The sequence below is a fragment of the Labrys sp. E2SS-1L genome (assembly GCF_057073705.1).
This window is the reverse complement of sequence record NZ_CP172712.1, coordinates 4,498,624-4,525,109: the sequence shown is the minus strand read 5'-3', so window position 1 is coordinate 4,525,109 and position 26,486 is coordinate 4,498,624. Positions and strand designations below refer to the sequence as shown.

The window sequence follows — 26,486 nt, the reverse complement described above, 5'->3', positions numbered from 1 at the left end:
AATCGCCGAAAACAGGACGTTCATGACCAAGCGCCTCGCCGACATCGTTTCCGAAGGCTCCCTTGCCGCCGATGCCCGCGCGCTCGAGGTCACGGGGGTCACAGCCGATTCCCGCGCGGTGAAGCCCGGCTTCGTCTTCGTCGCCATTCCCGGCACCAAGAGCGACGGCGCCGCCTACGTCCCGCAGGCCATCGCCGCCGGTGCGGTGGCGATCGTCTCCGAAGCCCCGCTCGACGTGCCTGCGCCTGTCGCACTGATCAGGGTCGACAATGCCCGCAAGGCTCTGAGCGAGATCGCGGCAGCCTTCTATGATCGCCAGCCGGCAACCATCATTGCCGTCACCGGTACCAGCGGCAAGACGTCGGTCGCTGCCTTCGTGCGACAGATCTGGGCCAGGCTCGGTCATCAATCGGCGTCGATCGGTACCGTCGGCGTCGTGGCGCCCTGGGGCGAGACCTATGGTTCCCTCACCACGCCGGATCCGGTCGAGCTGCACCGTCTGATCGACGAACTCGCGGGCAGGGGTATCACCCATCTCGCCATGGAGGCCTCCTCGCACGGCCTCGATCAGTTCCGGCTCGATGGCGTGCGCCTTGCTGCCGGCGGTTTCACCAATCTGTCGCGCGATCATCTCGATTATCACGCGAGTTTCGAAGCCTATCTCGAGGCAAAGCTGCGCCTGTTCCGCGACCTTCTGCCCGCCGGCGCAGGGGCCGTCGTGGCAGCCGATCATGCCGAGGCCGGCGCCGTGCTGGCTGCCGCAGGCCAGAAGGGCCTGCGTATCCTCAGCGTCGGTGAGACGGGCGAGGGCATCCGCCTGAAATCGGTCGGGATCGAGGGCTTCATCCAGCATCTCGAACTCGACTATCAGGGCCGGGCCTATCGGGTCAGGCTGCCGCTCGCCGGACGCTTCCAGGTGGAGAACGCCCTGGTCGCCGCGGGCCTCTGCCTCTCGACCGGCGGCGAGCCGGATGCGGTGTTCGCTGCCCTCGAGCACCTCGAGGGCGCCAAGGGCCGCCTCGATCTCGTCGGTACCGTCGAGGGAGCTCCGGTGCTCGTCGACTACGCCCACAAGCCCGATGCGCTCGAGAAAGCGCTGGAGGCCTTGCGCCCCTTCGCGCAGGGCAGGCTGGTGGTGATCTTCGGCTGCGGCGGCGATCGCGATGCCGGCAAGCGTCCGATCATGGGCGAGATCGCCACAAGGCTGGCTGACAAGGTCATCGTCACCGACGACAATCCCCGCAGCGAGGATCCAGCCACGATCCGCGCGGCCATCATGGCGGCGGCACCCGGTGCGATCGAGATCGGCGACCGGCGCCAGGCGATCGAGACGGCCGTCGCGGAGCTGGCGCAGGGCGACGTACTGCTGATCGCCGGCAAGGGGCACGAGCCGGGCCAGATCGTCGGCAAGACTGTATTGCCTTTCTCCGATCACGACGTCGCCCGCGAGGCGATCGCGGCGAGGGCCGGATGATGGACGATTTGGTGCGACATGGCATCCTGGGATCGCAGGCGTCCTCGCCTGCTTTCCTCACCTGCCAGCCGCGACGCTTCCAAGAGCAGGCGAGGATGCCTGCGATCCCAGGGCGAGGCGATCGCCATACGGGCTGGTATCAGCGACGCAAATCCCGGGACAAATTACGGCTAGAATTACCGACGAAACGCCTGAGGTTGAAAGGATTTCCATGTTCTATCTGCTGAGTCGCTTCAGCGAACATTTCGAGCTCCTCAACCTGTTTCGCTACATCACCTTCCGGACCGGTGGGGCGATCTTCACGGCGCTGTTGTTCGTGTTCTTCTTCGGGCCGTGGACCATCTCCTGGCTCAGGGTGAAGCAGGGCAAGGGCCAGCCGATCCGCGACGACGGCCCGCAGTCGCATCTGTCCAAGCGGGGCACGCCGACCATGGGCGGGCTGATGATCCTGTCTGGGCTGGGCGTGTCGACCCTGCTGTGGGGGAACCTCGCCAATGTCTATGTCTGGGCCGTGCTCCTGGTGACGCTCGGCTTCGGAGCCATCGGCTTTTACGACGACTATCTCAAGGTGACCAAGCAGAGCCATAAGGGCTTTTCCGGGCGGGCGCGGCTCGGTCTGGAATTCCTGATCGCCGGCGTTGCCGTGATCCTGATGGCACAGGCAGGTGGGGCGCGCTTCCTCGGCTTCCTCTGGGGCAGCGGAGCGCCGATCTCGCAGGCGACATCGCTTGCCTTTCCCTTCTTCAAGGAACTCCTGATCAACCTCTCCTATTTCTTCGTGGTTTTCGGTGCCTTCATCATCGTGGGTTTCGGCAATGCCGTGAACCTGACGGACGGCCTGGACGGTCTTGCCATCGTGCCGGTGATGGTGGCGGCCGGAACCTTCGGTGTCATCGCCTATCTCGTCGGCAACGCCAATTTCGCCAATTACCTGCAGCTCCATTTCGTACCCGGCACCGGTGAACTCGCGGTGATCTGCGGCGCCATGATCGGGGCGGGGCTCGGCTTCCTCTGGTTCAATGCGCCGCCGGCGCAGATCTTCATGGGCGATACCGGCTCGCTCGCTCTAGGCGGCATGCTGGGTTCGATTGCCGTGGCGACCAAGCATGAGATCGTGCTGCTCGTCGTCGGCGGCCTGTTCGTGGCTGAGACCCTGTCGGTGATCATCCAGGTGCTGTCGTTCCGCTATACCGGCAAGCGCGTGTTCAAGATGGCGCCGATCCACCACCATTTCGAGCAGCTCGGCTGGAAGGAACCGCAGGTGGTGATCCGCTTCTGGATCATCGCGGTGGTGCTGGCCCTGCTCGGGCTTGCCACGCTCAAGCTCAGATAGGACGAAAGATCGTCATGATCCCGATCACTTCCTTCGGCGACCGTGCTGTCGCCGTCTTCGGCCTCGGCGGGTCGGGCCTGGTGACGGCCGAGGCTCTCGCCGCCGGGGGCGCCAGGCCGATCGTCTGGGACGATGGCGAGGCCGGCCGCAAGGCCGCCGCCGACAAGGGGCTTGACGTCCGTGACCTCAATGAGGTCGACTGGTCCTCCGTCGCCGCGCTGGTCCTGTCGCCCGGCGTGCCGCTCACCCATCCCGAGCCGCATTGGTCGGTCAAGCTTGCCGCTGCGCATGGGGTGGAAGTGATCGGCGATATCGAGCTCTTCGTGCGCGAGCGCCGGGTGAGGGCGCCGGGCGCGCCCTTCATCGCCATCACCGGCACCAACGGCAAATCCACCACCACGGCGCTGATCGCGCATCTGTTCGCGGCCGCCGGCCGCGACGTGCAGCTCGGCGGCAATATCGGCACGGCGATCCTGTCGCTGGAGCCGCCGTCGCCCGACAAGGTGCAAGGGATCGAAAGAGTTTATGTCGTCGAGTGCTCCTCCTACCAGATCGACCTGGCGCCGAGCATCGATCCCTCCGTCGCCATCCTGCTCAATGTCACCGAGGATCATCTCGACCGCCACGGCACGCTGGAACATTATGCGGCCGTGAAGGCGCGCCTGGTCGAAGGCGCGGCCACGCCGGTCGTCGGCGTCGACGATGTCTGGTGCGCTGCCATCGCCGACGAGATCGAAGCCAAGGGTCGCCGGCCCGTCCGCATCTCGGTCGAGAGACAATTGAGCGATGGTGTCTATGCCATTGGCGACAGGTTGTTTTCCGCGCAAGCGGGGAGGGCGGTCGAGGTGGCGAGCCTGGCCGGTATCGGCTCCCTGCGTGGCGCGCACAATGCCCAGAATGCCTGCGCGGCGCTGGCGGCAGCGCACGCAGGTGGGTTGACACTGGATCAGATCCAGGCCGGCATGCGTAGCTTCCCGGGCCTAGCCCATCGCATGGAGCAGGTGGGTCGGCTCGGCCCCGTGCTGTTCGTCAACGATTCCAAGGCCACCAATGCCGATGCCGCGGCCAAGGCCCTGTCGTCCTTCCCGACCCTGTACTGGATCGCCGGCGGCAAGCCCAAGACCGGCGGCATCGAGTCCCTGGCCGAGTATTTTCCCAAGATCCGCAAGGCCTATCTGATCGGCGAGGCAACGGACGAATTCGCGGCGACGCTGGAAGGGCACGTACCCTATGTGCGGGCCGAGACGATCGAAAAGGCGGTGCCGCTGGCCTCTGCTGATGCGGCAGCGTCCGGCCTCGACGAGGCCGTGGTCCTGCTTTCCCCGGCCTGCGCTTCCTTCGACCAGTTCCGCAATTTCGAGGAACGGGGCAAGGCCTTCTCCCGGGCCGTGCTGTCCTTGCCGGGTATCGGCAAGGCCTGACGGCCTTTCGGTCAGCCGAAGCGGGCCAGCAGGAAGTCGATGGCGCTACGCAGCATGGCCGTCGGCCGACGATCCGGCGCGTAGACCAGATGCATCGGCGTGGGGCGATAGGACCAGAGCGGCAGCACGGGCTCGAGCCGGCCGGCCTCGATGTCGTTGATCAGCAGCAGTTCCGGCTGAAGCACGACGCCCGCCCCATGCAGCGCCGCCACGTGCAGCGCCGAACCCTGGTTGGTGGTGAAGCGGCCGCCGATATTCACCGTGCAGGTCTCCCCATCCGGGCCGACAAGGTGCCAGATGCCCTGCGTGCGCCAATAGGCATGGCCAAGGCAATCATGATCGCCGAGTTCGCGGGGATGCTGCGGCCGCCCGCGTCGATCCAGGTAGCAAGGCGCGGCGGCCAGGATGCGACGATAGGGCTTCAGCGGGCGGGCGACCAGGTTTTCGTCCGTGAGGTCGCCGATGTGAATGCCGAGTTCGCAGCCCTCGCCGATCAGGTCCACGGTGCGGTTGTCGAGCACGAGATCGACGGTGACGTCGAGATGGCGCTGCAGATAGTCGACCAGGGCTGGCACCAGGCTTTCGCTTCCGAAGCTCACCGGCGCGACCATTCGCAACCGTCCGCGCGGATTGGCCTGCAATTCGGAGGCGCTCGCTTCGGCCAGGGCCACCTCCGCCAGGGCCGTCTTGCAGCGTTCGTAATAGAGCCTGCCGACTTCCGTGAGCTGGTGGCGGCGGGTGGTGCGATGAAGCAGTCGGGCACCCAGGCGCTGTTCGATCTGGCGGACATGCTTGGCGACCATGGTCGCCGATACCCGGCTGGTCTCTGCTGCGGCGGCGAAGCTGCCTTCCTCCACCACCCTGACGAACATGGCCATGCCGGCGAGCTTGTCCATGATTGCAATCCATGCGGTTCTGAATGAAAGGCCTAAGCGGCTATTTATCAGCAAATCGGTTTGGAGAACATTGCGGCAGGTCGACTAACGGACCTTTTCATGAGGAAGTGACCATGCCTGTGCTGCGAGTGGAAATGCACCCCGGACGGACGCTCGAACAAAAGCGCGATTTCGTGCAGGCGGCGACGAAGGCCGTCGTCGAAACCCTGGTTTGCCCGCCGGAATCCGTCGAGATCATCATCATCGAAGTTCCGAAGGACGCCTGGGCCGTTGCCGGGAAGCTGAAATCAGACGGTTGAGCGTGCCTTTCCACGGCGGGACGACAGTCTTGCTGTGGCATATGCGGGAGCCGGGCAGGATCGCGCCGGCTCCACGCGGGCATCAGCCTCTTGTCGATGCAGTTGTGAAAGCAGCGAGTTCCCGTCCGAACCGCGCGGGCTCTTCGTAGAAGGGGCTGTGGCCGCTGTCGGCATAGACCGAGAGCCGGCTATCGGCATGAAGGGCCTTGATGCGCTCGGACATGGCCAGGCGCACCAGCCGGTCGTGGACGCCGTGCGTCAGCAGGACCGGGCCGGGATAGGCCTGGAACACCGGCTCGAGATCGGGCGTGGCCGTCTTGACGAACCCCTCGTTCACGGCGCGTTCGGTCATGCCGTTGACCACTAGCATACGCTGCAGTTCGATATCGGTGAGCGGTTTGTGAAAACAGGCCGCGAGAAAATCGGCCGTCGCAGCGGTTCGTTCGCCCAGGTCGTGTGAGACCGCCGTCTTGGCGAAGCTCACGGCGAGCGGGGTCAGAAGGTCGGGCGACAGCTTGGTGACCGCATCGACCAGGTTGATCCCGGCGATGCGCGAGCCGCCATATTTGCGCAGATAAGTGCCGGCGACATGGCCGCCCAGTGACCAGCCCACCAGGATGGGACGGCGCAGCTTCGCGGCCGCGATCACCGCAGCCACGTCGTCCGCCCAGCGATCCGGGTCGGAATAGGCGTCGGGCGAGGCAGGCTTGTCGGAATCGCCATGGCCGCGGAGGTCGAACCTCACCAGTCGGAAGCCGGTCAGGGCCGCATCGACAAACTGCTTGTCCCAGCTCAGCCGGCTCTGGCGCAGGCCGTGGATGAACAGGATCTCAGGGGCCGCCGGGTCGCCCTGTGCCTCGCCGGCCAGCAGCGTGCCATCGGCCGAACGGGTGAAGAAGCTTTCACGCCCTGAGCCTGGTTTACCTCCATTCGCAACATCGGAGTGTTTCTTACCGATTGCGCCCGCCGCGGAACCTGCAAGTCCCGATTCGACGGCGAGGGCGGTGAGGGCGGCGGCGGCACCCAGGAAAAGGCGTCTTGAAGGATCCATTGCGATCTCCGATGTTGTTTATCGATCACTATTCAACTTGCTTGACGATGCCTGTCAAGATGTTGTTTAGTGTTCGATATGGAACACGGTTCGAAATCGCGTGGCGGACGACCCTGGAGCTTCGATCGGGAACAGGCGGTCGAGACGGCCATGCGGCTGTTCTGGCGCCACGGCTATGAGGGCGTCTCGGTCGGCGATCTCACCAAGGCGATCGGGATCGCGCCCCCCAGCCTTTACGCCGCCTTCGGCAGCAAGGCCGGGCTCTACCAGGAAGCGCTGGCCCGCTACGAGGGTAGCATCGGCCTGCTCGATTTCGCCGCTGTCACGCAGGCGGACGATCGGCCAAAGGCGGTGCGCCTGCTGCTGGAAGCGGCGATCGAGGCCGTCACCCATCCCGATCGCGAGCGTGGCTGCATGATCTCGAGCGGGATGGTTACCTGCCATCCCGACCATGCCGCGCTCGCCCGTGACCTTGCTGCGCGACGCGAGGATATCCGCATGAGGATCGTGCAGGCGCTGCAGCCTTTTGGCGACAACGAGACGATCCCCGGGCTGGCTCGCCATTTAGCGGCCGTGATGCAGGGGATCTCGATCCAGGCCCGGGACGGCAGCAGCCGTGCCGAGTTGCAGGAGATCGTCGAGGACGTGGTGGCGGGACTCGACCGCCGGCAATCCAGGAGCCAAGCATCACGATAGAACAGGGCGAGGCGGCAGCCGATGCCGACCGTTGCGAACGGAAGGCGAGCCGGTTCAATCGGCATTTCCAGGCGCATTGCCGGCAAAAACGCGACGAGGCCTTCGCATTTAACCGTTCCTAAACCCTGTCGGGAGCACTGCTAGGGCGATCCTCCCTCAGCTGACGGACTCCCTGTTCATGGCCTCGCGTACCGAACGTTCAGCCTTCAATGCCTGGTGGTGGACCGTCGATCGGCTGATGCTGATGACGATCCTGGCTTTGATGCTGACCGGTATCGTCCTCCTGCTGGCGGCGAGCCCCGCCGTCGCCGAGCGTATCGGCATCTCCGACATGTTCCACTTCGTCAACCGCCAGGCGATGATGATCCCGGTGGCCCTGATGGTAATGATCGGGATTTCCTTCCTGTCGCCGCAGTCCATCCGTCGGCTGGCCCTGGTGATGTTCCTGATCTCGATCGCGCTTGTCGCGGCGACGCTGTTGTTCGGCGCTGAGGTGAAGGGTTCCAGGCGTTGGATCGCCGGTATCCAGCCTTCCGAGTTCCTCAAGCCCGCCTTCGTCGTGCTGGCGGCCTGGCTGTTTTCCGAAAACGTCAAGCGGCCGGACGTTCCCGCCAACATCCTCGCCATGCTGCTGCTGGCCTGCTCGGCGGGACTGCTCATCCTGCAACCCGACTTTGGCCAGACCATGCTGATCTCCATCGTCTGGGGTGCGCTGTTCTTCATGGCCGGGCTGCACTGGTTCTGGATGGTCGGGCTCGGAGGCGTCGGCGTCGTCGGCATCGTGGCCGCCTATCAGTTCATTCCACACGTCACCTCCCGCATCGACCGCTTTCTCAAGCCGGAGGGCACCGATACCTTCCAGGTCGACGTGGCGCGCGATGCCTTCCTCAGCGGCGGCTGGCTGGGCAAGGGGCCGGGCGAGGGTACCTACAAACTGATCCTGCCGGATTCCCACACCGATTTCATCATGGCGGTGACCGGCGAGGAATTCGGCCTTCTTTTCGTCATGGTGGTGGTGGCGATGTTCGCCCTCATCGTGCTGCGTGGCTTCTGGCACGCCTACAAGGTCGAAGATCCCTTCTGCCGCTTCGCCACCGCCGGCCTCACCCTCCTGTTCGGAATGCAGTCCTCGATCAATTTGATGGTCAATCTCCACATGATGCCCGCCAAGGGCATGACGCTGCCCTTCATCTCCTATGGCGGCTCCTCGCTGATCTCGGTGGCCTATGGCATGGGCATGGTGCTCGCGCTCACCCGCCGCCGCCCACGTACCGACATGCTCGAAAGCGCCTTCAGCTTCCGCGACCGCAGGGCCCAGGGCGCAGCTGGTATCGGATTGTCGTCGTGAGCGGCAAGATCGTACTGCTCTGTGCCGGCGGTACCGGCGGCCACCTGTTCCCGGCCGAAGCGCTGGCGGGAGCGCTCATGCCGCTCGGCTTTCGTCCGCATCTTGCCACCGACGAACGGGTGGAGCGCTATACCGGCACTTTTGCCTGGGAGGACATCCACGTCATCCCATCCGAGACCGTGCGTTCCCGCTCGCCGCTCGCCATGGCCAATACGCTCTGGCAGCTCGGCACGGGGACGTTTTCGGCCTGGCGCATGCTGGGGCGTCTGGCCCCCGCCGTGGTGGTGGGTTTCGGCGGGTATCCGACCCTGCCGCCGCTGACGGCTGCGGCTTGGCGCAAGATCCCCACCATGATCCACGAGGCCAATGCGGTGATGGGCAGGGCCAACCGCATGCTGGCACCCAAAGTGACGCGCATCGCCACCGGCTTTGCCGATGTGGCGATGATGGACAATGTGCCGAAATCGAAGCTCGTCCATACCGGCAACCCGGTCAGGCCGGCGGTGATGGAAGCGGCCAAGGTGCCCTATCCTGATCTGGACGGGCCCATCAACCTATTGGTCTTCGGCGGCAGCCAGGGCGCCGCTGTGATGTCGGCGATCGTGCCGTCGGCGATCGCGCGGCTGGACGAACCATTGCGCCGCCGGCTCAGGATCGTGCAGCAGGCGCGCCAGGAGGACCTTGCCGCCGTGCGTGAGACCTATGCCGGCCTCGGCGTTGCTGCGGACGTGCAGGATTTCTTCCGAGACTTGCCCGCCCGTATCGCGGGGGCTCATCTGGTGATCAGCCGCTCCGGTGCCTCGACCGTGGCCGAGCTTTCGGTCATCGGCCGCCCATCGATCCTCGTGCCGCTGCCGGGAGCGCTCGACCAGGACCAGGCTGCCAACGCCCGTACGCTCGCCAATGTCGATGGCGCCCGGATGGTGATGCAGCCGGACTTCACCGCGGAAACGCTGGCAGCCGATCTCACCGCGCTGCTCGCCGATCCGGTGGGGCTGCAGGCCATGGCCGCCAATGCCCGGAACGCCGGCATTCCCGACGCTGCCGATCGCCTCGCCGACTGGGTGGTGAAGCTGGCGGCGATGTGACGGGGGCGGGTCCTCGGAGCACGGACATCCTGTCCGCTCTTTGCAGTCTCGCAAGCGCGGCGTCTCCAAGAGGCGGACTGGAAGTCCGCGCTCCGAATTTTCTCCAAATTTGCCTCCCGGCCCTGTCGCCCCTATACGAACCGAAATCCCATCTTTTCGAGAGACCTCATGAAGCTGCCCCGTGAAATTGGCCCCATCCACTTTGTCGGCATCGGCGGTATCGGCATGTCCGGCATTGCCGAAGTGCTGGTCAATCTGGGCTACACGGTGCAGGGCTCGGACGCTGCCGACAATTACAACGTCAAGCGCCTGAAGGATAAGGGCGTGAAGACCTTCATCGGCCATGCCGCCGAGAATATCGGCGATGCCGAGGTGGTGGTGGTCTCCACCGCGATCAAGCGCGACAACCCGGAGCTCGTCGCTGCTCGTGAGATGCGCTTGCCGGTGGTGCGGCGTGCCGAGATGCTGGCCGAGCTGATGCGATTGAAGACCTGCGTCTCCATTGCCGGCACGCATGGCAAGACCACCACGACTTCGCTGGTGGCGACGCTGCTCGATGCCGGCGGTTTCGATCCCACCGTGATCAATGGCGGCATCATCAACGCCTATGGCACCAATGCACGGCTCGGTTCGAGCGACTGGATGGTGGTGGAGGCCGACGAGAGCGACGGCACCTTCCTCAAGCTGCCGACCGACGTCGCCATCGTCACCAATATCGATCCCGAGCATCTCGATCATTTCAAGACCTTCGATGCCATCAAGGATGCCTTCCGGACGTTCGTCGAGAACATCCCGTTCTACGGCTTTGCCGTGATGTGCCTCGATCATCCCGTGGTGCAGGAGCTGGTCGGCACCATCGAGGACCGCCGCGTCGTCACCTATGGCGAGAACCCGCAGTCCGATGTGCGCCTTCTCGATCTCGACCTCTCGGGAGGCCGTTCGCGCTTTCGTGTCGTCATTCGCGACCGCAAGACCGGCGCGGTGGTCGAGCTTCCCGATCTCGGCCTGCCCATGCCGGGCGGCCACAATGCCCTCAACGCGACCGCTGCGATCGCCGTTGCCCACAATCTCGGCATGGACGCCGAAGCGATCCGCAAGGGCCTGGAAGGCTTCGGCGGTGTCAAGCGGCGCTTCACGCGCACCGGGGAGTGGAACGGCGTCACCGTGTTCGACGATTACGGCCACCATCCCGTGGAGATCTCCGCCGTGCTCAAGGCGGCGCGGGCCTCGACCACCGGGCAGGTGATCGCGGTGGTGCAGCCGCATCGCTATAGCCGCCTGGCGAGCCTGTTCAACGAATTCTCCGCCTGCTTCAACGATGCCGACATGGTCGTGGTCGCCGATGTCTATGCGGCCGGCGAGGCCCCGATCCCGGGAGCCGACAAGGAAGGCCTCGTCGCCGGCATCCGGGCGCGCGGCCACCGCCATGTCGTCGCGCTCGATGGTCCCGGCTCGCTTGCCGGCCTGGTCGCTTCGGCGGCCAAGCCCGGTGACTACGTGATCTGCCTCGGTGCCGGTAACATCACGCAATGGGCCTATGCACTGCCGGGGGAACTGGCGGCGCTCGGGTGAGATGCAAACCGTAAGTGGGGTCTTGCACTTCGGTCGCGTTTTCATACCAAGAGGGGTTGGAGTGTCAGCCTCCCGGCTGACATCTTGAAAAGGAACGCTCGTCGGCAAGCGGGGTGTCAGCCGGGAGGTTGACACTCCACTGATCCGGCGTTCCCTCATGCAGCGCCGATGCGGTGCTGGGAGAATGGGCATGCGCCTGGCCGAGACGATCCGCGCACGTCTGGCGGCCGCTGCCGATCCCTCGCGTGCGCCGGGCATGCAAGCCTATATGAAATCGGCGATGCCCTATCTCGGTGTTTCCGCTGTGCCGCTCAGGCAGATCTGCAAGACCATCTTCGCAGATCTGCGCTTCGAGACCGCAGGGCACTGGCAGGCAGAGGTTCTCGCCATCTGGCGTGGCGCCCGTTTTCGCGAAGAGCGCTATGCCGCCATCGAGCTGACCGGCCTGCGGGCCGCCAGGGCGTTCCAGCGCTTCGACGTCCTGCCGATGTATGAGGAGCTGATCGTCACCGGCGCCTGGTGGGACTATGTCGATGCGATCGCCGCGCACCGTCTCCTGCCGATCCTGCGCAGTGACGGCGCGACGATGCGGCAGGCGATGCTCGCCTGGGCCGTCGATGCCGATATGTGGAAGCGCCGAAGCGCGATCCTCTGCCAGCTCGACGCCAAGGGGCAGACCGATCTCGATCTTCTCTACGCCTGCATCGCACCGTCGATCGGCTCCAAGGAATTTTTCCTGCGCAAGGCGATCGGCTGGGCTCTCAGGCATTATGCACGCATCGATCCCGCGGAGGTTGCCCGTTACGTCGACGAGCACCCCGAACTCAGCAATCTCAGCCGTCGCGAGGCCTTGAAGCATATCGCAGGGTGAGGTTGACCGGGGCTCATTAGTGGTTCCGAAGGGTCATTCCCTTTGCGCGATGGGAGCAGGGTAGCCGGCGGCGGCGAGGAGCACCTGGAGATGACCGTCCTCCCGTTGCCCGAGCTCGATCAGGGCCTGATAGGGATCGCCTTTCAGGCGCAGGGCCGCGGCGAAGGCGGGTTCGGTCTTCAGGCCGGCCCGGCGATGATGCATGACGCTGCTGCGGAAGGGCTCTCCTCCCAGCGTGAGCAAGCGCCGCTCTGCCAAATAATGGCGCCAGCCTGCCTGTTCGGCCACCGGTTGAATGGAGGCGAAGATCTCGAAGCACCAGCCCTGCGCCGTAAAGGTGGCGACCACCGGGCGCCCACCTGCGGTCCATTGATGGATGGAGAAGGCCGGCGCTTCAGCAAGAGCCTCCCAGACTGTCCGAGTGAAGGCGAGGGTATCCGGGGCGTGGCAGAGGATGTCGATGTCGCTGGCGGGCAGGTCGACGCCGAGAGGGGGCGTGCCCGCGACATGCGGATCATAGGCCTGCAACAATTCGAGCAGCCTGGTTGCCTGCAGGGCCTGCGCATAGCCCGGCCTTGCCGTCATGGCTGCAGATCCACCAGGCGCAGTTCGGGCCAGATCGCCTGGGCGCGTGCAGCCTTGGCGGACAGGCCCTTGTCACCCGGGCGCCCCGGATTGGGGCGGATGACCATGCCGAAGACGTCATCGAGGCCGAAGGGGGCGGCGATGTCGATCGTGTCGTCTTCTTCCAGCCGAATGCCGACCGCATGCACGATAGCGGCATAGTGCCCGAAGGCCTCGTCGGCCGAATGGAGTTGCGGATAGGGCAGGCCGAAACGCTGCTCGAACCACAGATGGACCCGGGCCTGGTTGCGGATCTCGACCGGCCAGCGCCCGTCGAAGAGGGGAGCAGCACGCCGGATCACGGCATCCTCGGCTTCCCAGCTCACATCGGTGGCGTCGAAATAGATGAGATCATAATCCTTGATGCCGGTGCCGGTGGATTTCCCGGTCAGGCTGTTCCACACGCTCTGGTAGACGCAGCCCGCCGCCAGCCGCCATTGCGGCAGACGCAGCGAGCGGGCGGCGACGAGAAAGGCCATGAGGTTCTCATCCGTGCGGACGATGGCGCGGAGGCGTTCTTCCGGGGAGGTGGACCGATCCGGCAATGTTCGCTCCAACTCGTTGGTTCGACACGTCTTTGCGCTTCCGCAAATCGCAAGACGCCTTGGCAGAATCGCTGGGCTTTTTAAGCGAATGTAGGCAATAAGGCCGGCATTCCAAATCCCTGATCCCGCTATGGGGCGATCAAGAAGACCCTGCAGGATTTTAAACACTTGCAGAATATCTCAATGCTGCCCATTCGTGGGCAACATTGAGATATTCCGCCATTGGATCTTTTCGGACCCCATGACCTTTCCCGACCTCATTCCCTCGCTTCGCCCACTCATGCCGGGATTGCGCGGTACGCTGGAAGCCAATGCGCCGATGGCGCCGCTCTCCTGGTTTCGCACCGGCGGTCCGGCGCAGCTGCTGTTCACGCCGGTGGACGAGGAGGATCTGGCGCAGTTCATGGCCGGCCTGCCCGCACAGACACCCTGGATGGTGGTAGGACTCGGCTCCAATCTTCTGGTCCGTGACGGCGGCGTCGAGGGCGTGGTGATCCGCCTCGGCAAGGGTTTCGGTGCTATCGCCGTCGATGGCCTCGCCATCACGGCCGGCGCGGGAGCCCCGGATGTCAAGGTGGCGCGTGCGGCAGCGGAAGCGGGCATCCAGGGCCTGTCCTTCCTGCGCGGCATTCCTGGCGCGATCGGTGGGGCGCTGCGCATGAATGGCGGCGCCTATGGTGGCGAGACCAAGGATGTCTTCGCCTCGGCGCGGGCGGTCGGCCGCGACGGCTCGATCTTGATCTATGACGCACCCGCCATGGGCTTCAGCTATCGTCGCTGTGCCGTGCCGACGGACGTCGTGTTCACGCAGGCGACATTCCGGGGCAGGCCGGGGGATCGCGAGGCGATCCTGGCGGAGATGCAGAAGATCACCGAGGCGCGTTCCTCGTCCCAGCCGGTCAATACCCGCACGGGTGGCTCGACCTTCAAGAACCCGCCCGGCCATTCGGCCTGGAAGCTGGTCGACGAGGCCGGTTGCCGCGGCTTGACCGTCGGCGGCGCCCAGGTCTCGCCGATGCACACCAATTTCCTGGTCAATCTTGGCACGGCCTCCTCGGCCGACATCGAAGCGCTGGGCGAGACCGTTCGCGAGCGCGTACGGAACCATGCGGGCATCGAGCTCGAATGGGAAATCAAGCGCGTGGGACGGGCGGCCTGACCCCGACCACGTTTCTCTCGATCGAGCCTCGGGCATGCCTGGGAGCAGCTCGCGAGACACGAACGTCCGTGGAAATTCCCGGCGTGATCCGGTCATGGGCCCTGCCGACAATCCCGGTTTGCCGGGTGCAGAGTGACCTTGCGGCATGTCGAGCCGGAAGTGGTGTCGATTTCTGAGCCGCGCCAGGGCCTAAAGCGGCAAAGCTGAAGCGCTGCTAACCGATTGTTTACTGATTTGTCCGAAAGCTAACCTTAATGGGGCATGAAGCATTTCCCGCTTGAGGGGGGTGGTCAGCTCCTGAGATCGCCCTTCAAAAGACCGTCCCAACCGGCGGTTCCTCAAGAGCGTTGGCTTCGAGCATATGCTGCGTTTGTTCAATCTGTCCTCCCTGCGCCAAGCCGGATTCACGACCAGGACGTTCGTGGATCAGCGCTCGTCGCGGCTGCAGCGTCTGCTGGCAAAGCCCCCGCGGGGACTGGGCCTCATGCTGTCGGCCGCCTTTCTGGTGGGAACCATCGTCTATGGTGCCCAGACCGGACCGGTCTGGCCGCAGATGAAGGTTCAGTATGGCGCGCCGCTCGACATGGCGGCCAATCTGTTCGGTTTCCGGGTCGAGACCGTCGCCGTCACCGGCCAGCGCGAGCTGACGGATCAGAAGATCTTCGCCGCTGCCGGGGTCACCAACACCTCGTCGCTGCTGTTTCTCGATGCCGAGGCGGCGCGCGAAGGGCTCGAGAAGCTGCCGCTGGTGAAATCGGCACAGGTCCGTAAGCTGTTTCCCTCCACGCTCTCGGTCACCATCGAGGAGCGCGCGCCCTACGCCCTGTGGCAGCGTGACGGCTCGGTCAGCGTGATCGCCGAAGACGGCGTCGTGATCGAGGATCATGTCGAGGCCCGTTTTGCCGCTCTGCCGCTGGTGGTGGGCGAGGGGGCCGAGAAGCGGGCCAGCGAAATCGTTGCGGCGGTTGCCGCCACGCCCGAACTGACCGGCCGGGTCAGAGGGGCAACGCTCGTTTCCCAGCGCCGCTGGAATCTCACGCTCGACAATGGCGTGGTCGTTCGCCTCCCCGAGGACAATCCGGACCAGGCCTTGAAGAGCCTGGCCGGCCTCGAGCGGAAGGGCAAGGTTTTGGAAAAGGATATTCTGGCAGTCGACATGCGTATGCCCGATCGCGCTACCTTTCGTTTGAGTGAGCAGGCCGCGGCTGCCCGGGCCGACGCGCTGTCCAAGAAGAAGGCAAAGGGGGGCAAGGCATGAGCCCCTTCGAGAATGGCCTGACCCCCAAGCTCAAGCCGTTGGCGCCACGTCGCACCACGGTGATGTCGGTGCTCGACGTCGGCACCAACAAGATCGTCTGCCTGATCGCGCGACTGCGTCCGCTCGAAGGGGCCGATCTTCTGCCGGGTCGCAGTCACCAGGCCCAGATCCTGGGTATCGGCCATCAGCGTTCGCGCGGGCTGAAGTCCGGCGCCGTCGTCGACATGGAGGCCGCCGAACAGGCGATCCGCCATGCGGTCGATGCCGCCGAGCGCATGGCCGGCGTGCGGGTGGACTCGGTGATCGTCAACATTTCCTGCGGGCGGGTGGCGAGCGAGCACTATTCGGCCACGGTGGAAGTCGGCGGCCATCAGGTCTGCGATCTCGACATTCATCGCGTTCTCGATGCCGGCGCCAGCCATTCGGTGCGTGACGGACGCGCCGTGCTGCATTCGCTGCCGATCGGCCACATGCTCGACGGCGTCGGCGGCATCTCCGATCCCCGAGGCATGCTGGGCCGCCAGCTCGGTGTCGACATGCATGTGGTGACGGCGGAGTCGACGCCGGCCAAGAATTTGATGCTCGCCATCGAGCGCTGCCATCTCCATGTCGAGGCGATGGTCGCTACGCCCTACGCCGCCGGCCTGTCGGCGCTCGTCGACGACGAGACCGAGATGGGCGTGACCCTGATCGACATGGGCGCTGGCACCACCTCTGTCGCCGTCTTCGCCAATCGTGCCTTCGTGCATGCCGACAGCCTGCCGGTGGGCGGGGCGCATGTCACGACCGACGTGGCGCGCGGCCTGTCGACCAAGCTGTCGGAAGCCGAGCGCCTGAAGGTTCTCTATGGCGCCACCATCGCCAGCCCCTCGGATGATCGCGAGACGATCGCCGTGCCGCCCGTCGGGGACGAGCAGGGCGACGGCATCCATCACGTGCCGCGTTCGCGGCTGGTGCGCATCATCCGCCCGCGCATCGAGGAGATCCTCGAAATGGTGCGCGACCGCCTGCGCGGGTCCGGTGCCTGGGCCGAGGCGGGCCGCCGTGTCGTACTGACCGGGGGCGCATGCCAGTTGACGGGCACGGTGGAACTGGCGCGCAAGATTTTGGATCGGCAGGTCCGCATCGGGCGTCCGCTCGGCATCGCCGGCATGCCCGAAGCCGCCAAGGGGCCACCTTTCGCTACGGCAGCTGGCCTGCTGGTCTATCCGCAAATCGCCGGAGTCGAGCATTTCGAACCGCAGGTTCGGACGCGTGCGCAGGCTACCGGAACAGACGGTTATTTCGGTCGGGTCGGGCGTTGGTTGAAACACAGTTTCTAAACTTCGATTTGCAAAAGGGAAATCGAGTTTCGAATCGCAAAGGTAACGTTGAGACATGAAGAATGGCCGGTTTTTCAAGGCCATTTTGACTAATTTTTCCGGTCAAATTTAACCGGATTACACAAATGCCTGCTTCGCAAATCAGTAACTTTCTGATTCAAAGGGCAGGAAGGGGTCGTAAGGCCTTGATGAAGGTCAATTAAGGGGCGCGGCGACGCGTCTTGCAAAAGAGGCGAACCATGACGATCAACCTCAAAATGCCGGATATCCGGGAGTTGAAGCCGCGTATCACCGTGTTCGGCGTTGGTGGGGCTGGCGGCAACGCCGTCAACAACATGATCGAGGCCGGACTGGAAGGCGTCGACTTCGTCGTCGCCAACACGGACGCGCAGGCGCTGACCCTTTCGAAGGCCGATCGTATCGTGCAGATGGGCATCCAGGTTACCGAGGGTCTCGGCGCGGGTTCGCAGCCTGAGGTCGGTCGCGCCGCCGCAGAGGAAGTGATCGACGAGATCCGCGATCATCTCAACGGCGTCCACATGGTTTTCGTCACCGCCGGCATGGGCGGCGGCACGGGTACTGGCGCTGCGCCGGTCATCGCCCGCGTCGCTCGTGAGGTCGGTATCCTCACCGTCGGCGTCGTCACCAAGCCCTTCCATTTCGAGGGCCTGCGCCGCATGCGCCTGGCCGAGTCCGGCATCGCCGAGCTCCAGAAGAGCGTCGATACCCTCATCGTCATTCCGAACCAAAACCTGTTCCGGGTCGCCAACGACAAGACCACCTTCGCCGACGCCTTCGCCATGGCCGACCAGGTGCTCTATTCGGGTGTCGCTTCGATCACCGACCTCATGGTCAAGCCCGGCCTGATCAATCTCGACTTTGCCGACGTGCGCGCCGTGATGCGCGAGATGGGCAAGGCGATGATGGGCACCGGCGAAGCGTCGGGTGAGCGCCGTGCGATCCTGGCCGCCGAGGCGGCGATCGCCAACCCGCTGCTCGACGACGTTTCGATGAAGGGCGCCCGCGGCCTGCTGATCTCGATCACCGGCGGCCCCGACATGATGCTCTACGAGCTCGACGAGGCGGCGACCCGCATTCGTGAAGAGGTCGATCCGGAAGCCAACATCATTCTGGGAGCGACCCAGGATCCGTCGCTGGAAGGCACGATGCGGGTGTCGGTGGTCGCCACCGGCATCGACTCGGCCATCCTGCCCCAGGCTTCGCCCTCCAAGGACGACATTCGCCTGGCGGAAATGACCCAGCGCGTGCGTGACCAGGCTGCAGCCCAGGCCGCTCAGGCTGCCCGCGTTGCCGCGCCGCGCAATGTCGCGCCGGCGGCTCCGGCCCCGGTGGCGGTCGAGCCCGCCCCGATCCAGCAGGAAATCGCCCAGCCGGTACCGGCCGCTCCGGTGGAGCCGGTGGCTGCCGCCAATGACGTGACGCTGCGCCCGCTGGCGCCCAAGCCGACCCTGTTCCGCGAGCCGGTGGTCGAAGAAGCCCAGCGTGCGCCCGAGCATCATCCCGAGCCCGAGCATTTCGTGCCGCCGGCGCCGGAGCGGGCCGTCGTTCGCCCGCCGCGCATGCCGCGCATCGAGGATCTGCCGATGCCGGCGCAGGCCCAGATTGCCGCCCAGCGTGGTCCGGAAGCCCCCCAGGCTGGCGACAAGAAGCGCATGACGCTGCTTCAACGCCTGGCTGCCGTCGGCCTCGGCCGTCCCGAGACGGATGAAGTCGAACATGAGCCGGCGCCCGTGGCGCGCCAGCCCGAGCCGCGCCCGGCTCCGCAGCGTCCGCCCGAAGCCCAGCGTCGTCCGCCGGCGCCGCGTCCGGCCCCGCAGCAGTCCCGCTCGATCGAGGACGATCAGCTCGAGATTCCGGCCTTCCTGCGCCGCCATTCGAATTGAGGCCGATTTCGCCTTCGTGACGAAATCGTAACCATAGTGCGGATCAATGACGGCCCGGGTCCATCGCCCGGGCCGTAATTTTTTGAAATGATTAAGGATTTTAAAACTAGGCTCACAAGCCGGAACTTGGCGAGCTTGTGTTACAGACCGTAAGAAAGCGTGATTTGGCTAAAGCTTTGGTTTTTGCTTTACGTATTTTCGAAGAAAGGTCCGAGTCCATGCCCCCGTGGCAGGGAATGAAAGGACCAAAGGGTCAAACAGAAAGCAGGCCGGTCTAGTTTCGGTTGGGTACCGCCACCCTGGCGGACGGCTTGTGGAATACGCACATGAAATCTGGTTTCCAGACGACTTTGAATGACCGTGTATCCCTCGAAGGGATCGGGGTCCATTCTGGCAAGCCTGTCTCCATCACACTGCATCCCAGCGAGGCCGACAGCGGCATCGTTTTCCTGCGCACGCATCTGGAGAACGGGCGCGAGCGGGAGATCCTCGCCCATTATCACAACGTCGTCGATACGCGCCTGTGCACGGTCGTCGGTGATGCCACGCGGGCTTCGGTTGCCACCATCGAGCATCTGATGGCGGCGCTGCGCGGCCTGGGCATCGACAATGTCACGGTTGAAGTCGACAGCGCCGAAATCCCGGTGATGGACGGTTCGTCCGCGCCCTTCATCGAGGCGATCGATCAGGTTGGCATCGCCACGCTACGGGCGCGCCGCCGGCAGATCAAGGTGCTCAAGCCGGTTCGCGTCGAAATGGGGCGCGCCTGGGCTGAGCTGACGCCCTGGGACAAGTCCGGCAATGCAGGCTTCCGCCTCGACGTCGAGATCGATTTCGAGACGCCCCTGATCGGCCGCCAGCGCCGCGCGCTCGACCTGACACCCGACAATTTCCGTCGTGAACTGTCGCGGGCCCGTACCTTCGGCTTCGTCAAGGATGTCGAACAGCTGTGGGAGAGGGGCCTTGCGCTCGGCTCCTCCCTGGAGAACTCGGTGGCCCTGAGCGAGGATCGCATCCTCAATCCGGAAGGTCTTCGCTATGCCGATGAATTCGTGCGTCACAAGATGCTCGATGCGGTGGGCGACCTGGCTCTTGCCGGTGCTCCGCTGATCGGCCAGTTCCGCTCCTATTGCGGCGGACATCGCGTCAACTACATGATGCTTCAGGCCCTGTTCGCCGATGACAGCGCCTGGACCATGGTCGATGCACCGGTACGTCGCGAGAGCGGCCATGCCGAGCTTTCCAGCGGCCTGGCCGCAGCGGCCTTCGCGCCCGATACCAATTGAGTGCGAAGGCTTTTGCCTCGCTTGACAGCGCCGCCGCAAAGCATTGTACAATTTTGCAGAGGCGGTGGCGCTTGGCCGGACAATCGGCTACAAGGGCCCCTGCATTGCCGCCGGTATAACGGCCTATCCGTCTGGACGGGCTGGTGCTGGCTGTGAATGTCGAACCACGAAGTCTTAACGTTGTGGTGCGAAGCTGATGGATGGGTTCATCCGCCGGAAACGCGCGACAATGCTGGTACTAGTCGAAGTAGAGGTCTGAGTGATGCCGCTGCGTTCCCTCTCGTCTTCCCGCACCGTCGCGACGCGGCTCGCGGTTCGTGCCGTCGCCATTGCGCTGATGGCGACGCCGCTGGCCGCCTGCGGTTTTTGGGATGACGATCCGGGCTACAAGACCCAGGCGACCGACCCGCCGGATCTTCTCTACAACCAGGGCCTCGTCGCCATGAAGGGCGGCGACTATTCCAAGGCCTCCAAGCGTTTCGAATCGCTCGACAAGCAATATCCGCAGACGGAATGGCAGAAGAAAGCCATTCTGATGATGGCTTATTCGAATTACACGTCCGGCAATTACGACGATGCCATTACCTCGTCGCGCCGTTACGTGACCCTGTGGCCGAACGACAAGGACGCGGCCTACATGACTTATATCTGGGCCAACTCCCAGTATAAGCAGATCCCCGACATCACGCGCGACCAGGACCGGGCCAGCCAGGCGCTTGCCGGTTTCCAGAAGGTCGTCACCGACTATCCCAAGTCGGAATATGTCAGCGACTCCAAGTTCAAGATCCAGGTCGTGCGCGACCAGCTCGCCGGCAAGGAAATGGAGATCGGCCGCTTCTACCAGAAGCAGCAGAACTATTCCGCTGCGGTCAACCGCTACAAGACCGTGGTGAAGGACTATGCCCAGACCCGGCAGATCGAAGAGGCGCTGAGCCGCCTGACGGAATGCTACATGGCGCTCGGCCTTTCCAGCGAGGCGCAGACCGCCGCTGCCATCCTGGGCCACAACTACCCCAACAGCCAGTGGTACAAGGATGCGTATACGCTGGTGAAATCGCACGGCCTGGAGCCGCGCGAGGATACCGATTCCTGGCTGAGCCGGACGTTCCGCAACGCGATCACGCTCTAAGGCGCTGGTAGCGACTGTCGAATTTGCAAAGGGCCGGTCGCAAGATCGGCCCTTTGCTTGTGAGCAGCCTCATGTTTTGTCATGCGGCGCAGGCGTAAGCCCGGTATAGATCTGTCATGCTCGTTCAACTCGCCATTCGCGATATCGTTCTGATCGATCGGCTCGACCTCGAATTCGTCGCGGGCCTGTCCGTGCTGACCGGCGAGACCGGCGCCGGCAAGTCGATCTTGCTCGACGCCTTTGCCCTTGCGTTGGGCGGACGTGGGGACGGCTCCCTGGTACGTCATGGTACGGGCCAGGGGCAGGTCAGTGCCGTCTTCGACGTTTCGGCCGATCATGCTGCCCGAGCCGTGCTGAAGGCCAACGACATTTCCGACGACGGCGACCTGATCCTGCGCCGTGTACAGATGGCGGACGGCCGCACGCGTGCCTTCATCAACGACCAGCCCGTCAGCGTGCAGGTGCTGCGCGCCACGGGGGCGGCCCTGGTCGAGATCCACGGCCAGCATGACGACCGGGCCCTGACCGATCCTGCTTCCCACCGCGCGCTCCTCGATGCCTTCGGGGGGCTGGAGGATCTGGCGGCGGAAGTGTCCGGCAAGCATGCGGCCTGGCGCAAGGCCACGCAGTCGCTGGCACAGCACCGGGCCCGGCTGGAAAAAGCCCGGGCGGAGGGCGACTGGCTGCGCCATTCCGTCGATGAACTCGGCAAGCTCGATGTCCAGCTCGGAGAGGAAGAAGCCCTGGCCGAGCGACGCACCCATATGATGCAGGCCGAGAAGATCGCCGTCGATCTCAAGGAGGCCTATGAGGGGGTCGGCGGCAACGGCTCTCCCACGCCGTCGCTGGCGGCCATCATCCGGCGCCTCGAGCGGCGGGGCGCCCAGGCGCCACGCCTGGTCGAACCGGCCATCGCCTCGCTGGACCAGGCGCTCAACGCCCTGGAAGAGGCCCGCATCGCGTTGCAGACGGCATTGGACGAGGCCGATTTCGACCCGGCGGAACTGGAGCGCCTGGAAGAGCGCCTGTTCGCCCTGCGCGCGGCAAGCCGCAAATATGATGTCTCCGTGGAAGACCTGCCGGCCCTGGCCGAGCGTTATACGGCCGACCTGGCCGCCCTGGACGAGGGGGAAGGGCAGCTCCAGGCCCTGGAGCAGGCAGACCGTGCCGCTCGTCTCGCCTATGAGGCCTCGGCTGCGGTGCTCTCCGACAAACGCAAAGCCACCGCCGGCCAGCTCGATGCTGCCGTCAACGGCGAATTGCCGCCGCTCAAGCTCGACAGGGCGAAGTTCACCACTTCGGTCGAAAGCGACAAGACCCTGGCCTCGCCCGACGGGTTCGACAGGGTCGAGTTCTGGGTCCAGACCAATCCCGGCACCCGGCCCGGGCCGATGATGAAGGTGGCGTCCGGCGGCGAGCTTTCGCGTTTCATGCTGGCCCTCAAGGTCGCGCTGGCCGATCGCGGTTCGGCGCCGACCCTGGTGTTCGACGAGATCGATTCCGGCGTGGGCGGCGCCGTCGCCGATGCCATCGGCCAGCGCCTGGCGCGGCTGGCGGGCAAGGTGCAGGTCATCAACGTCACCCATGCCCCGCAGGTGGCCGCCCGGGCAGCCACCCATTTCCTCATCGCCAAGCAGGCCGAGGGCAAGGACAGGGTCGCCACCCGCGTTTCTCCTCTCGACACCGAAAAGCGGCGTGAGGAAATCGCCCGCATGCTCGCCGGCGCGCATGTGACCGACGAGGCGAGGGCGGCGGCTGATCGGTTGTTGGGAGGAGGGCTTCAGATCTAGCCGCATCCGAGGGGAGAACGTTGGAGCGAAAATACAGCGCAAATAATCTGCCAATGGAAGGTGGAGGCCACCGTGGCTGGTACCAACCGCACGGTTTGCCGCACTTTGATACCCCTGAGATCGTGCAGTTCGTAACGTTCCGGCTGGCAGATAGCCTCCCCGCCTGGGTCGAAGATCGCCGCGAAACATCAGTGGAGATGCGACGGCGTGTGGAAAGTAAGCTCGACGAGGGGATGGGGACTTGTTGGTTGGCGAATACGGACATTGCTTTGCTGGTCGAGGGTGCGTTGCTTGCTTTCCACATGCAACGCTATCGTCTGTGGTCTTGGTGCATCATGCCCAATCACGTGCACTGTCTTTTCGACTTGAAGGATGGTTGGCGCCTGGCGGATGTGGTCAAGTCGTGGAAATCTTACACTGCTGCAAGGGCCAATCGAATTCTGGGGCGGCAGGGCGTTTTCTGGCAAGCCGACTATTTTGACCGTTACATGCGTAGTGAAGATCAAATGGCTCGAACGATTGATTATATCGAGCGCAATCCCGTTAAGGCAGGACTTTGCACCCATTGCACTGAATGGCGGTGGTCGAGCGCGCGCCGAAAATTGGGGGGCGGGTCTTCAGACCCGGCGTCTAACTTCATCACCGAGTAGTAGTCGCGGGTCTGAAGACCCGCCCCCCATCCTGGTCGCTCCCCTCTGCCTCGATTGGAATGGTTGTGTTAAGCCACAGCAAAGCAATGCATCGGTTGGCCTGTCATGAACACTCCCAAGCCCGTCTCCGACCTCTCGCTCAAGGAGGCCCGCGCTGACTACGAGGAACTCGCGGCGCGGTTGATCGAGGCCGACAAGGCCTATTACCAGGAAGATGCGCCTGACATCAGCGATGCGGACTATGATGTCCTGCGACGTCGCTACACGGCGATCGAGGAGCGCTTTCCTGAGCTCAAATCGGCTGAGAGCCTCTCGGACAGGGTCGGTGCGGCGCCGTCCGAGAAATTCGCCAAGGTGCGCCACCGCGTGCCGATGCTGTCCTTGTCCAACAGCTTTTCCGATGAGGATGTCGAGGAGTTCGTGGCCCGCATCCGCCGCTTCCTCGGTCTTGCAGAGAGCGATGACCTAGCGATCACGGCCGAACCCAAGATCGACGGCCTGTCCTGCTCGCTGCGCTACGAGAAGGGCAGGCTGGTGGTGGCGGCGACGCGCGGCGATGGCGCCGAGGGCGAGGACGTCACCGCCAATGTCCGCACCATCGGCGACATTCCCAATGTGCTGAAGGGCAATGTCCCCGAGATTTTCGAGGTGCGCGGCGAGGTCTATATGAGCCACGCCGATTTCAATGCCATGAATGAAAGGCAGGCGGCTCTCGGCAAGCCCCTGTTCGCCAATCCGCGCAATGCGGCCGCTGGCTCGCTGCGCCAGCTCGATGCCTCCATCACGGCGAGCCGCCCCCTGCGCTTCTTTGCCTATGCCTGGGGCGAGGCCAGCGCGCTGCCGGCCACCACGCAGTTCGAGGTGGTGCGGGCTTTCGCCGAGTGGGGTTTTGCGGTCAATCCCCTGATGGTGCGCTGCCACGACGCTGCCGACCTGCTCGCCCATTACCACCAGATCGAGGCGCAGCGCGCCACGCTAGGCTACGACATCGACGGCGTGGTCTACAAGGTCGACCGCCTCGATCTGCAGCAGCGGCTCGGCTTCGTCTCGCGCTCGCCGCGCTGGGCGACGGCGCACAAGTTCCCGGCCGAGAAGGCGACCACGCTGCTGCAGGGCATCGAGATCCAGGTAGGGCGCACCGGAGCCCTGACGCCGGTTGCCAAGCTGCAGCCGGTGACCGTGGGCGGCGTCGTCGTCTCCAACGCCACGTTGCACAATGAGGACGAGATCGCCCGCAAGGATGTGCGCATAGGCGATACCGTGATCGTGCAGCGCGCGGGGGACGTGATCCCGCAGATCCTCGGGGCGGTGCTGGAGAAGCGGCCGGCGGATGCCGTTCCCTATATCTTTCCCGAAACCTGTCCCTGTTCCCTGAAGACGCCGGTCATGCGCGAGGAGACGGTGACGGGCGGGGAGGGAGCGGTGCGGCGCTGCTCGGGCGAATTCGCCTGTCCCTTCCAGAAGATCGAGCATCTCAGGCATTTCGTCTCCCGCCGCGCCTTCGACATCGAGGGGCTGGGCGAGAAGCAGATCGCCTTCTTCTTCGAGAACGAGGACCTGCCGATCCGCGAGCCCGGTGACATCTTCACCCTGGCAGCCCGCGACGGCCAGAACTTCAAGAAATTGAAGGATCGCGAAGGTTTTGGCGCAACCTCCACGAAGAACCTGTTCGCCGCCATCGATGCCCGCCGAGAGATCGCGCTGGAACGCTTTCTCTATGCCCTCGGCATTCGTCATGTCGGCGAGACCACGGCCCGCCAACTCGCTCGCGCCTATGGCTCCTGGCAGGCCTTCGAGCAGGCGGCGCTGCGCATCGCCGCCAAGGACGAGGAGGCGGCCGCCGAGATGGATGCGATCGACCAGATCGGCGAGACGGTGGTCGAGGCCATCGGCGCCTATTTTGCGGAAGAGCACAACCTTGCCATCCTCGAGCGGTTGACGGCCGAAATCCGCATCCTCGATGCGGAAAAGCCACGTGCCGAAAGCCCTGTCGCCGGCAAGACGGTGGTGTTTACCGGGGCGCTGGAGCGCATGAGCCGCGACGAGGCCAAGGCCATGGCCGATCGGCTGGGCGCGAAGGTCTCAGGCTCCGTCTCCAAGAAGACCGATCTGGTGGTTGCCGGCCCCGGCGCCGGCTCGAAACTGGCGGATGCGCAAAAGCACGGCGTCAAGGTCATCAATGAGGATGAATGGTTCGAGCTCGTGAATGGAGCGGGGAGCACGAATGACCAGGATACGTGAACTGTGCCTTGGCCTTCTGCTGGCGTCGGGGCTGGCAGTGCAGGCATTGGCGGCTGAGGCCACGCCCGAGGCGGTGGTGAAGCAGATCTATTCGGGAAAGACGCCCGAGACAAAAGGCATCGACCTCATCGGCGATGCCAAGCTGCGTGCCAAATATCTCAGCAAGGACCTGGCGGCCGCGGTGAAGCGGGATATCGATGAATCTGCCAAGTCGGGCGAGGTGGGAGCACTCGATTTCGATCCGGTGAGCGATTCACAGGATCCGATGATCAAGGATCTGAAGATCGAGCCGGCAGCGGTGCAGGGCGACCGGGCCCAGGTGGGCGTGAGCTTCAACCGCGGCGACCCCAAGCGCGACGAGCTCGTCTACGACCTGGTGCAGGAAAACGGCCAGTGGCATGTCTCCAACATCTCCAAGAAAGGCACTGCCGAGGAAGCATGGTCCCTGCGCCAGATGCTGTCGCTGAAATAGAGGCCGCGCATCGCAGCGGATGCAACTTTCATCCAAGCAATTTGCGGGCAAGGAGAC

General features: G+C 64.5%; 23 protein-coding genes. 19 read left to right on the top strand and 4 right to left on the bottom strand.

From position 1 onward, the window contains the following. The first annotated feature begins 22 nt into the window (after window positions 1-22). The 3 genes from ACIGJE_RS21110 to murD all read left to right on the top strand — a co-directional run bounded on the left by ACIGJE_RS21110 (window position 23) and on the right by murD (window position 4,228). Window positions 23-1,474 carry a UDP-N-acetylmuramoyl-L-alanyl-D-glutamate--2,6-diaminopimelate ligase gene (locus tag ACIGJE_RS21110; protein WP_415081487.1) on the top strand — a complete coding sequence of 484 codons (1,452 nt, stop codon included), beginning with the start codon at window positions 23-25 and terminating at the stop codon, window positions 1,472-1,474. A 211-nt stretch (window positions 1,475-1,685) separates the two neighbouring features. Then, window positions 1,686-2,807, top strand: a complete 1,122-nt coding sequence (gene mraY, locus ACIGJE_RS21105; protein WP_311941710.1) for a phospho-N-acetylmuramoyl-pentapeptide-transferase — start codon at window positions 1,686-1,688, stop codon at window positions 2,805-2,807. Between the two features lie 14 nt (window positions 2,808-2,821). Then, the gene (gene murD / locus ACIGJE_RS21100) at window positions 2,822-4,228 is read left to right on the top strand and encodes a UDP-N-acetylmuramoyl-L-alanine--D-glutamate ligase (RefSeq protein WP_483678636.1); all 1,407 of its coding nucleotides are present in this window, start codon (window positions 2,822-2,824) and stop codon (window positions 4,226-4,228) included. A gap of 11 nt (window positions 4,229-4,239) precedes the next feature. On the opposite strand, the gene ACIGJE_RS21095 is transcribed toward murD, so the two are convergent. After that, complete coding sequence (locus tag ACIGJE_RS21095; protein WP_483678635.1) at window positions 4,240-5,124, bottom strand: LysR family transcriptional regulator; 885 nt, start codon at window positions 5,122-5,124, stop codon at window positions 4,240-4,242. A 113-nt stretch (window positions 5,125-5,237) separates the two neighbouring features. On the opposite strand from ACIGJE_RS21095, the gene ACIGJE_RS21090 reads away from it, so the two are divergent. After that, window positions 5,238-5,423 (top strand): 4-oxalocrotonate tautomerase, encoded by a 186-nt coding sequence (locus ACIGJE_RS21090; RefSeq protein WP_311942024.1) that lies wholly within the window; start codon window positions 5,238-5,240, stop codon window positions 5,421-5,423. A gap of 82 nt (window positions 5,424-5,505) precedes the next feature. On the opposite strand, the gene ACIGJE_RS21085 is transcribed toward ACIGJE_RS21090, so the two are convergent. Next, a complete protein-coding gene (locus tag ACIGJE_RS21085; RefSeq protein ID WP_415081494.1) occupies window positions 5,506-6,474 on the bottom strand; it encodes an alpha/beta fold hydrolase in 969 nt (322 codons plus the stop codon). Window positions 6,475-6,552: 78 nt separating this feature from the next. On the opposite strand from ACIGJE_RS21085, the gene ACIGJE_RS21080 reads away from it, so the two are divergent. From ACIGJE_RS21080 to ACIGJE_RS21060, 5 genes are all read left to right on the top strand, one after another. Further along, window positions 6,553-7,170, top strand: a complete 618-nt coding sequence (locus tag ACIGJE_RS21080; RefSeq protein WP_415081778.1) for a TetR/AcrR family transcriptional regulator — start codon at window positions 6,553-6,555, stop codon at window positions 7,168-7,170. 178 nt (window positions 7,171-7,348) lie between these two features. Next, complete coding sequence (locus ACIGJE_RS21075) at window positions 7,349-8,518, top strand: FtsW/RodA/SpoVE family cell cycle protein (protein WP_311941699.1); 1,170 nt, start codon at window positions 7,349-7,351, stop codon at window positions 8,516-8,518. Next, complete coding sequence (gene murG / locus ACIGJE_RS21070; protein WP_415081496.1) at window positions 8,515-9,606, top strand: undecaprenyldiphospho-muramoylpentapeptide beta-N-acetylglucosaminyltransferase; 1,092 nt, start codon at window positions 8,515-8,517, stop codon at window positions 9,604-9,606. Before ACIGJE_RS21075 ends, murG begins: the two co-directional genes overlap by 4 nt. Window positions 9,607-9,774: 168 nt before the next feature. Continuing rightward, window positions 9,775-11,178 (top strand): UDP-N-acetylmuramate--L-alanine ligase, encoded by a 1,404-nt coding sequence (gene murC, locus ACIGJE_RS21065; RefSeq protein ID WP_311941693.1) that lies wholly within the window; start codon window positions 9,775-9,777, stop codon window positions 11,176-11,178. A gap of 190 nt (window positions 11,179-11,368) precedes the next feature. Beyond that, entirely contained in the window at window positions 11,369-12,049 is a 681-nt protein-coding gene (locus ACIGJE_RS21060; RefSeq protein ID WP_311941689.1) for a DNA alkylation repair protein, read from the top strand. Window positions 12,050-12,082: 33 nt separating this feature from the next. Here the strand turns inward: ACIGJE_RS21060 and ACIGJE_RS21055 are convergent, their stop codons facing one another. Together ACIGJE_RS21055 and ACIGJE_RS21050 are read right to left on the bottom strand one after the other, a co-directional pair. After that, window positions 12,083-12,634: a DUF4269 domain-containing protein gene (locus ACIGJE_RS21055; protein ID WP_415081499.1), complete on the bottom strand. Its 552-nt coding sequence runs from the start codon at window positions 12,632-12,634 to the stop codon at window positions 12,083-12,085. Then, window positions 12,631-13,152, bottom strand: coding sequence for a nucleotidyltransferase family protein (locus ACIGJE_RS21050; RefSeq protein WP_415081501.1), 522 nt, complete (start codon window positions 13,150-13,152; stop codon window positions 12,631-12,633). Before ACIGJE_RS21050 ends, ACIGJE_RS21055 begins: the two co-directional genes overlap by 4 nt. A 307-nt stretch (window positions 13,153-13,459) precedes the next feature. On the opposite strand from ACIGJE_RS21050, the gene murB reads away from it, so the two are divergent. The 10 genes from murB to ACIGJE_RS21000 all read left to right on the top strand — a co-directional run bounded on the left by murB (window position 13,460) and on the right by ACIGJE_RS21000 (window position 26,429). After that, a complete protein-coding gene (gene murB / locus ACIGJE_RS21045; protein WP_394308039.1) occupies window positions 13,460-14,377 on the top strand; it encodes a UDP-N-acetylmuramate dehydrogenase in 918 nt (305 codons plus the stop codon). Window positions 14,378-14,738: 361 nt separating this feature from the next. Continuing rightward, complete coding sequence (locus ACIGJE_RS21040) at window positions 14,739-15,635, top strand: cell division protein FtsQ/DivIB (protein ID WP_415081503.1); 897 nt, start codon at window positions 14,739-14,741, stop codon at window positions 15,633-15,635. Then, complete coding sequence (gene ftsA, locus ACIGJE_RS21035; protein WP_068282115.1) at window positions 15,632-16,957, top strand: cell division protein FtsA; 1,326 nt, start codon at window positions 15,632-15,634, stop codon at window positions 16,955-16,957. The genes ACIGJE_RS21040 and ftsA overlap by 4 nt, the downstream gene beginning before the upstream one ends. Before the next feature lie 239 nt (window positions 16,958-17,196). Further along, a complete protein-coding gene (gene ftsZ, locus ACIGJE_RS21030; RefSeq protein WP_415081506.1) occupies window positions 17,197-18,861 on the top strand; it encodes a cell division protein FtsZ in 1,665 nt (554 codons plus the stop codon). Between the two features lie 326 nt (window positions 18,862-19,187). Next, the gene (gene lpxC, locus ACIGJE_RS21025) at window positions 19,188-20,147 is read left to right on the top strand and encodes a UDP-3-O-acyl-N-acetylglucosamine deacetylase (RefSeq protein ID WP_311941670.1); all 960 of its coding nucleotides are present in this window, start codon (window positions 19,188-19,190) and stop codon (window positions 20,145-20,147) included. Window positions 20,148-20,409: 262 nt separating this feature from the next. After that, on the top strand, window positions 20,410-21,276 hold the full coding sequence (locus ACIGJE_RS21020; protein ID WP_311941667.1) for an outer membrane protein assembly factor BamD: 867 nt from the start codon (window positions 20,410-20,412) through the stop codon (window positions 21,274-21,276). Window positions 21,277-21,392: 116 nt separating this feature from the next. Continuing rightward, the gene (recN, locus tag ACIGJE_RS21015; RefSeq protein WP_367623225.1) at window positions 21,393-23,066 is read left to right on the top strand and encodes a DNA repair protein RecN; all 1,674 of its coding nucleotides are present in this window, start codon (window positions 21,393-21,395) and stop codon (window positions 23,064-23,066) included. 20 nt (window positions 23,067-23,086) lie between these two features. Beyond that, a complete protein-coding gene (locus ACIGJE_RS21010) occupies window positions 23,087-23,716 on the top strand; it encodes an REP-associated tyrosine transposase (protein ID WP_415081509.1) in 630 nt (209 codons plus the stop codon). A 105-nt stretch (window positions 23,717-23,821) separates the two neighbouring features. Continuing rightward, on the top strand, window positions 23,822-25,957 hold the full coding sequence (gene ligA, locus ACIGJE_RS21005) for an NAD-dependent DNA ligase LigA (RefSeq protein WP_415081511.1): 2,136 nt from the start codon (window positions 23,822-23,824) through the stop codon (window positions 25,955-25,957). After that, entirely contained in the window at window positions 25,941-26,429 is a 489-nt protein-coding gene (locus tag ACIGJE_RS21000) for a DUF3828 domain-containing protein (protein ID WP_415081513.1), read from the top strand. The genes ligA and ACIGJE_RS21000 overlap by 17 nt, the downstream gene beginning before the upstream one ends. Window positions 26,430-26,486 lie beyond the last annotated feature (57 nt).

What these genes read in the sequence shown, in the direction of transcription:
- ACIGJE_RS21110 (WP_415081487.1), top strand. Translation starts at nt 23, where the DNA reads ATGACCAAGCGCCTCGCCGACATCGTTTCCGAAGGCTCCCTTGCCGCC.
- mraY (WP_311941710.1), top strand. Translation starts at nt 1,686, where the DNA reads ATGTTCTATCTGCTGAGTCGCTTCAGCGAACATTTCGAGCTCCTCAAC.
- murD (WP_483678636.1), top strand. Translation starts at nt 2,822, where the DNA reads ATGATCCCGATCACTTCCTTCGGCGACCGTGCTGTCGCCGTCTTCGGC.
- ACIGJE_RS21095 (WP_483678635.1), bottom strand. Translation starts at nt 5,124, where the DNA reads ATGGACAAGCTCGCCGGCATGGCCATGTTCGTCAGGGTGGTGGAGGAA.
- ACIGJE_RS21090 (WP_311942024.1), top strand. Translation starts at nt 5,238, where the DNA reads ATGCCTGTGCTGCGAGTGGAAATGCACCCCGGACGGACGCTCGAACAA.
- ACIGJE_RS21085 (WP_415081494.1), bottom strand. Translation starts at nt 6,474, where the DNA reads ATGGATCCTTCAAGACGCCTTTTCCTGGGTGCCGCCGCCGCCCTCACC.
- ACIGJE_RS21080 (WP_415081778.1), top strand. Translation starts at nt 6,553, where the DNA reads ATGGAACACGGTTCGAAATCGCGTGGCGGACGACCCTGGAGCTTCGAT.
- ACIGJE_RS21075 (WP_311941699.1), top strand. Translation starts at nt 7,349, where the DNA reads ATGGCCTCGCGTACCGAACGTTCAGCCTTCAATGCCTGGTGGTGGACC.
- murC (WP_311941693.1), top strand. Translation starts at nt 9,775, where the DNA reads ATGAAGCTGCCCCGTGAAATTGGCCCCATCCACTTTGTCGGCATCGGC.
- ACIGJE_RS21060 (WP_311941689.1), top strand. Translation starts at nt 11,369, where the DNA reads ATGCGCCTGGCCGAGACGATCCGCGCACGTCTGGCGGCCGCTGCCGAT.
- ACIGJE_RS21055 (WP_415081499.1), bottom strand. Translation starts at nt 12,634, where the DNA reads ATGACGGCAAGGCCGGGCTATGCGCAGGCCCTGCAGGCAACCAGGCTG.
- ACIGJE_RS21050 (WP_415081501.1), bottom strand. Translation starts at nt 13,152, where the DNA reads ATGGCCTTTCTCGTCGCCGCCCGCTCGCTGCGTCTGCCGCAATGGCGG.
- murB (WP_394308039.1), top strand. Translation starts at nt 13,460, where the DNA reads ATGACCTTTCCCGACCTCATTCCCTCGCTTCGCCCACTCATGCCGGGA.
- ACIGJE_RS21040 (WP_415081503.1), top strand. Translation starts at nt 14,739, where the DNA reads ATGCTGCGTTTGTTCAATCTGTCCTCCCTGCGCCAAGCCGGATTCACG.
- ftsA (WP_068282115.1), top strand. Translation starts at nt 15,632, where the DNA reads ATGAGCCCCTTCGAGAATGGCCTGACCCCCAAGCTCAAGCCGTTGGCG.
- ftsZ (WP_415081506.1), top strand. Translation starts at nt 17,197, where the DNA reads ATGACGATCAACCTCAAAATGCCGGATATCCGGGAGTTGAAGCCGCGT.
- lpxC (WP_311941670.1), top strand. Translation starts at nt 19,188, where the DNA reads ATGAAATCTGGTTTCCAGACGACTTTGAATGACCGTGTATCCCTCGAA.
- ACIGJE_RS21020 (WP_311941667.1), top strand. Translation starts at nt 20,410, where the DNA reads ATGCCGCTGCGTTCCCTCTCGTCTTCCCGCACCGTCGCGACGCGGCTC.
- recN (WP_367623225.1), top strand. Translation starts at nt 21,393, where the DNA reads ATGCTCGTTCAACTCGCCATTCGCGATATCGTTCTGATCGATCGGCTC.
- ligA (WP_415081511.1), top strand. Translation starts at nt 23,822, where the DNA reads ATGAACACTCCCAAGCCCGTCTCCGACCTCTCGCTCAAGGAGGCCCGC.
- ACIGJE_RS21000 (WP_415081513.1), top strand. Translation starts at nt 25,941, where the DNA reads ATGACCAGGATACGTGAACTGTGCCTTGGCCTTCTGCTGGCGTCGGGG.